At 55.4% G+C, this 5,565-nt stretch carries 8 protein-coding genes; 6 read left to right on the forward strand and 2 right to left on the reverse strand.

Going from position 1 to position 5,565, the window contains the following annotated elements; translation table 11 throughout:
* The coding region (dnaA, locus tag ACTHV6_RS07335; protein WP_441386633.1) for a chromosomal replication initiator protein DnaA at nt 1-1,691 on the reverse strand (1,691 nt) is incomplete at its 3' end.
* A gap of 442 nt (nt 1,692-2,133) precedes the next feature.
* On the opposite strand from dnaA, the gene rpmH reads away from it, so the two are divergent.
* The 3 genes from rpmH (at nt 2,134) to yidD (ending at nt 3,067) form a co-directional block, all read left to right on the forward strand.
* Nucleotides 2,134-2,271, forward strand: a complete 138-nt coding sequence (gene rpmH / locus ACTHV6_RS07340) for a 50S ribosomal protein L34 (protein WP_441386634.1) — start codon at nt 2,134-2,136, stop codon at nt 2,269-2,271.
* A 3-nt stretch (nt 2,272-2,274) separates the two neighbouring features.
* Entirely contained in the window at nt 2,275-2,682 is a 408-nt protein-coding gene (locus ACTHV6_RS07345) for a ribonuclease P protein component (protein ID WP_441386635.1), read from the forward strand.
* Between the two features lie 79 nt (nt 2,683-2,761).
* Nucleotides 2,762-3,067 (forward strand): membrane protein insertion efficiency factor YidD, encoded by a 306-nt coding sequence (yidD, locus tag ACTHV6_RS07350; protein WP_441386636.1) that lies wholly within the window; start codon nt 2,762-2,764, stop codon nt 3,065-3,067.
* Here yidD and ACTHV6_RS07355 read toward each other — a convergent pair.
* A complete protein-coding gene (locus ACTHV6_RS07355) occupies nt 3,051-3,173 on the reverse strand; it encodes a hypothetical protein (RefSeq protein ID WP_441386641.1) in 123 nt (40 codons plus the stop codon). The two genes, yidD and ACTHV6_RS07355, sit on opposite strands and share 17 nt — an antisense overlap.
* Here ACTHV6_RS07355 and yidC point away from each other — a divergent pair.
* From yidC to rsmG, 3 genes are all read left to right on the forward strand, one after another.
* Nucleotides 3,172-4,341, forward strand: a complete 1,170-nt coding sequence (gene yidC / locus ACTHV6_RS07360; RefSeq protein WP_441386637.1) for a membrane protein insertase YidC — start codon at nt 3,172-3,174, stop codon at nt 4,339-4,341. The genes ACTHV6_RS07355 and yidC overlap by 2 nt on opposite strands.
* Before the next feature lie 48 nt (nt 4,342-4,389).
* Nucleotides 4,390-4,962: a Jag family protein gene (locus ACTHV6_RS07365; protein WP_441386638.1), complete on the forward strand. Its 573-nt coding sequence runs from the start codon at nt 4,390-4,392 to the stop codon at nt 4,960-4,962.
* 64 nt (nt 4,963-5,026) lie between these two features.
* On the forward strand, nt 5,027-5,565 hold a 539-nt coding region (gene rsmG, locus ACTHV6_RS07370; RefSeq protein WP_441386639.1), incomplete at its 3' end, for a 16S rRNA (guanine(527)-N(7))-methyltransferase RsmG.

Genomic DNA, 5,565 nt, shown 5'->3' on the forward strand with positions numbered 1-5,565 from the left:
ACCTGGTTATACGTGGTTTGCTTTTGCGCCATCTGCTTATCAATCTTGCGATATGCGTGCATGACAGTCGTGTGATCGCGGCCGCCGAAGATCTCTCCGATCTTCGGCAAGGAAAGCTCCGTCATCTCGCGGCACAGGTACATCGCGATCTGTCTGGCAATCACGAGGCTCCTAGATCTGTCCGTGGACGTCAAATCCTCGATTGATAGCTGGAAATAGCTGGCGGTTTGTCCCATGATGAGGCTTGCGGTGATCTCGATGCTGTCTGGGTTGGAGATGAGATCCTTCAACACCATTTCGGACAGGGTGAGATCTACTGGTTGGCCCGACAAATCCGCGAAGGCGGTGACGCGCCGTAGCGCACCCTCCATCTCTCGGATGTTGGTGGTCATGTTCGTCGCGATGTACTCGTGAACTTCGCGGGGAACGCGAATGCCGTCCGCGCTGGCCTTCTTTTCGAGGATCGCGATGCGAGTTTCAAGATTGGGGCGATCAATGCTGGCTGTCACGCCAGAGTTAAATCGCGAAAGCATGCGTTCCTCGAAGCCATTCAACAAATTGGGGGCAACGTCAGAGGTGATCACAATCTGTTTATTGGCATTCGTCAGGGCGTTGAACGTATGAAAGAACTCCACCATGGTGTCCTCTTTGCCGCCGATGAACTGAATATCATCGATCAAAAGGATGTCTACGGAACGGAACTGATCCTTGAATTCGTTCATCTTGCCGTTGCCGAGCGAATTGATAAACAGATTGAGAAACTCTTCGGAGCTTACATATCGAATCTTGCTGTGGGAGTACAGGCTGAGCGCGTAGTTTCCAATCGCGTGCATCAAGTGCGTTTTGCCCATCCCGGAATCCGAATAGAGAAACAATGGGTTGTACGTGGTACCAGGAGATTCAGCTACTGCTAGTGATGTGGCAGTAGCGAAGCGGTTGGAATCACCAATGACAAAATTGTCGAACAAATAACGCGGGTTGAGGCGCGCTTGTGCCAGCAAGGATTGGTCTTGAGGCGAATGGTAGGAATCACCGGATTGATAGAGAGCCTCGCGATACCTCGTGTTTCGGGAATCCCGGTCATGGTAGGAGGCTTCATTCGGTGAGGACGTGGCCTCGTTGTGATATTGACGTTCGGTTTGCGGCGCTCGGCTCTGCCGCTGTCCACCGTAGGAGGCTTGGTCAAAGTTCTCTGCCGCTGTCCGTTCACTTCTTCCTTGAAAAGAATCGTGGGGATCAACAAGAGATACAGATGTATCGCTGTAGCGGTCGCTTCGCTCAGCCTGAAAATCCCGGCCATCGGATGTGTCAGCGTAGCCACCATCTGGATACGACGTGCGCTGCTCGGCAAATCGCTCAGGGTGTGGGTGGTCCGTGCGGCGATGAGCGAAAGGATCCTCGTCGTTTGGCTGGGCCGGCATGTCATTGATTGAAGGGTCAACTGAAATCATGAGACGGATGGTGTGCCCGAGGATTGCGGAGACCTTTTCGGTCATACGGTCTGCCACGTGATCTTCAATCCAAGATTTCACGAACTCCGAACCCACGGCAATCATGAAAACATCATCAACCGCAGCAAGTGGGTGTGCCATGCGGACAAAAGCGGTTTGAGAATCCGAGAGTCCGCCTTCATCGCGGAGAAGTTCGGTAGCTGCCTGCCAAGTGGCCTTGGCCGGGTTGCCGTCACTCATACCTACTCCTCATTGGGATCTTGCGTCACTGTCCAGTACAACACCACCAGAAAACACGCGCGCTCGCACGAGTCTTTTGCGTGCGGTATCGCTATCCTAGGCGACAAATTAGCTTCGTGCACAACTGTTATCCACACACTTGTCCACATCTGTGGAAATTACATGTTTGTCATTTGGGCTCCGAAATTCTGAGAATCTGGGAGCGTTCCGCGAAAAGACATATCCACTGCACGTTTCCACCGATGTGGATATGTGACCAACGGTGATTTCAAAGGCAGTTTGGTACGTGAGGTTGGCGTGAGATACGTGTCACCACAACCCGGTTTTTCATTGACCCACTAAGGAATAATCGCGTAAAGTCGCCTAGTCATGTGTGCGCTGATGTGTGCACTGTTCATTAACGCGAGCAACACGCTCGCCCAATCAATGTGGGAGTACAACCGTGGTCAAGCGGACTTTCCAGCCGAATAATCGTCGCCGTGCCAAGGTGCATGGCTTCCGCAAGCGCATGAGCACCCGCGCCGGTCGTGCAGTACTTGCGAACCGTCGCCGCAAGGGACGCCACTCTCTCTCGGCCTGAGCATTGCTTCCTGCCGCCCACCGCATGAGGCGATCGGCGGAATTCGCGATTGCTTCCCGTGGAGCTCGTGGTGGTGCCAAGAGAGTTTTGGTCTCCGTCGCAGAAGCACCAGCTGAGCCTTTAGCCGGCCTTCACAGCGTGAAGGTCGGCTTCATCGTGCCAAAAAGTGTGGGCAACTCCGTGGTTCGCCACCGCGTCTATCGCCAACTGCGCCACCTTATGCGTGAGCGATTGGTGGAATTTCGTCAGGGCGATCTGGTGACTGTCCGTGCCTTTCCATCGGCCAAGGATTCAACGTCTGCTCAACTGGGACTGGATTTGGACCTTGCCATCCGCAAAGCCTCACGCAAACACCGCGCGGTACATGGTGCCGATGGTGAGGTAGCGCCGGGTTCTGGTGGGTCACAGTGATGTGGATCGCGGCACGTAACCTGATGAGTCTCTTTGATTGGCGCCCGTGGTGTGCCGGTCGAATAGGTCAGGTGGAACCATGAAGAACCCTGTCACGGCGTTGGTTCAAGCAGTTATCCGGTGGTATCAGCGTTCGATTTCCCCCGGAATACCGCGGCGGTGCAGGTACAGTCCAACCTGCTCGCAGTACGGGCTTCAGGCGCTTGAAACTCACGGGCTGTTCAAAGGTACACTGTTGAGTGCATGGCGCCTTCTTCGGTGTAACCCGTGGAGTCAGGGCGGCGTTGACCGGGTTCCACCGCATGGAGCATGGCCTTCGAAACCGCTTGATTACGACGGCTTGATGGACTTGTACCGAAATGAAGACCTTACACAACATACGTAATCCGAGAGCCTTGCCAGATCACTGAGGTCATTGCGGCAAGGATCAGCTCACCTAGTCCGTGCGGGCATATCGCCCGCAGCAAGCGAAAGAGAAGAAGCCCCGTCATGGATACAATCCTCGCCCCGATTATGTGGCTCGTTTCGTATGTCATATACGGCGTTCATTATGGGCTCACTAGCCTGGGGATGGATGCTGGGTCAGGTCCCGCTTGGGTCTTGTCCATTGTTGGCCTGACCATCATCGTGCGTCTGATTATCCTCCCGCTCTACAACAAGCAGATCAACGCCACGAGGCAAACCCAAGTTCTTCAGCCGGAGATCCAGAAGATCCAGAAGAAGTACAAGGGTAAGAAGGATCAGGTTTCCCAGCAGCGCCAGCAGGAAGAGATGACGGCGCTGTACAAGAAGCACGGCACCTCACCATTCGCTTCCTGCCTTCCGCTCCTAGTTCAGATGCCTATTCTGTTCTCGTTGTTCCGGGTGCTCTACGCCTTCCCGGCCATTGCAGCCGGGGAACGCGGCGATCTTGGCCCGATCAACAGTGACGTCGCGGTGGAGTTTGAGAATTCCACCGTGTTCGGAGCTCCCCTTTCAGCCTCGTTCGGTGCCGCTGGTGAAACAGCCGATCCCCTCAACGTCCGTATCGTTGCCGCTGTTCTTGTGTTGTTCATGGTGGTGTCCATGTTCTATACACAAAAGCAGTTGACCATGAAGAACATGCCAGATTCTGCGATGGATCCCAACAATCCGGCATTTAAGACACAGAAGTACATGCTCTATGGCATGCCGTTCATCTACTTGTTCTCTGGTGCGGCTTTCCAGGTGGGTGTGCTTGTCTACTGGGCAGCTGGCAACATTTGGAACATCGGGCAGCAAACGTGGTTCATTCGGAACAACCCGACTCCAGGGTCTCAGGCCTACAGGGACCGCGAGGAGCGGCTTCGGAAGAAGCGCTTGCGTAAGGGACTGACTGAAGAAGAAATCGAGACTCTGGAAGCTGAAGAAGCGTCAAGGGGTCAGCGGCAGCAGCCTATGAGCAAGGAACGCGCCAAGAAGGTCGGTGTGGACAAGGATGATCCGCAGGCTGTCCATTCGCCTGAGGAACCCGAAGAGGATGTTGACCCCTCAGAGGTGAGGGGCAAGGACGGGCTCACTGACGCGGAGCGTGCCAAGAAGCGGTACGAGCGCCGTCAGGCAGAACGGGCGCGCTCCAAGGCAAAGCAGGAGCAACGTAATAAGAAGGCGCAGCAAAACAAGAAGAAGCGTAATTTTTAGCCTGAGGCGCTTGCCAACGGTGGTCTTGTCAAGAAAGAGGAAGTTCTCATGAGTGAGTCAACTGATAAGAGTGAACTGGTTAAGAACCTTGATGAAGAGGGCGATGTCGCAGCTGACTATCTGGAAGAGCTGCTTGATATCGCGGATCTAGACGGAGATATTGAGATCTCGGTTGAGGCTGATCGGGCATCTCTAGCCGTCCTGTCGGAGGGTGAAACAGACCCCCGGTTGAGGAAGCTTGTGGGGCGCGAGGGCGAAGTATTGGAGGCTCTCCAAGAGCTCACACGGCTTGCTGTCCAGTCCCAGACTGGTGAGCGGAGCCGTCTCATGCTGGACATCGACGACTTCCGGAAGAACCGGCGTGCGGCGATTTCCGCAATTGCTGAGGATGCCGTGAGTTCGGTTCAGGAGAGTGGCGATCAGGTTGAGCTCGACCCGATGAATCCGTTTGAGCGCAAGGTCGTACACGATATCGTGGCCAAGGCCGGACTTGTTTCTGACTCAAAGGGTGTGGGTCCAGCGCGCCATGTTGTCGTGAGGCCGGCGGCCGCGGACGCAGCTTCAGAGGCCGGCAACGCTCAGGACGATACCGTTACCACCGAAGCTAACGCTGAGGCCTAGGCCCAGCCGAAGTTTGTGTCATGGCGCGTCTCTATGCGTGCCTTAACTAGAGGGTGTGGTATCCGTGGTTGAATCAGCGCCGGTAGGCGGTGCCGAGCACTTCGGCACCGCCTGGGGCCAGCTGAACCTGTTCGCTGACATGATTGTTCGTGAAGGCGAGGTCAGGGGATTAGTTGGCCCCCGCGAACTGGATCGGCTGTGGACACGGCACATTCTCAATTCGGCTGCCGTCTTGGACTTCATCCCCACGGAGGGGACGATCATCGATGTTGGATCGGGCGCGGGCTTTCCGGGCCTAGTGGTTGCCATCTGCCGTCAGGACTGCAGGGTAAATCTTGTGGATTCGATGGAGAGGCGATGTGACTGGCTGCGGGATGCGGTTGACGAGCTGTCACTGAACAATGTTGTGGTGACGAATGCACGCTCAGAGAGCCTTGTTGGGAAGGTTTCCGCAGACGTTGTGACCGCTAGGGCTGTCGCCCGGGTGAACAAGTTGCTGGGGTGGACGATGCCACTACTTAAACCGGGTGGTTCACTTATCGCTTTGAAGGGCGTATCGGTGGATAGCGAGATCGACGATGCGGTACCTCAACTCAAGAAGTT

The organism is Ancrocorticia sp. (assembly GCF_052089425.1).
In the GTDB taxonomy this organism is placed as follows: domain Bacteria; phylum Actinomycetota; class Actinomycetes; order Actinomycetales; family Actinomycetaceae; genus Ancrocorticia.

Excerpts from the sequence above, each read along its gene's own strand:
- yidD (WP_441386636.1), top strand. The coding sequence starts at position 2,762 with ATGAAGAACCCTGTCACGGCGTTGGTTCAAGCAGTTATCCGGTGGTAT.
- yidC (WP_441386637.1), top strand. The coding sequence starts at position 3,172 with ATGGATACAATCCTCGCCCCGATTATGTGGCTCGTTTCGTATGTCATA.
- ACTHV6_RS07355 (WP_441386641.1), bottom strand. The coding sequence starts at position 3,173 with ATGACGGGGCTTCTTCTCTTTCGCTTGCTGCGGGCGATATGCCCGCAC.
- ACTHV6_RS07365 (WP_441386638.1), top strand. The coding sequence starts at position 4,390 with ATGAGTGAGTCAACTGATAAGAGTGAACTGGTTAAGAACCTTGATGAA.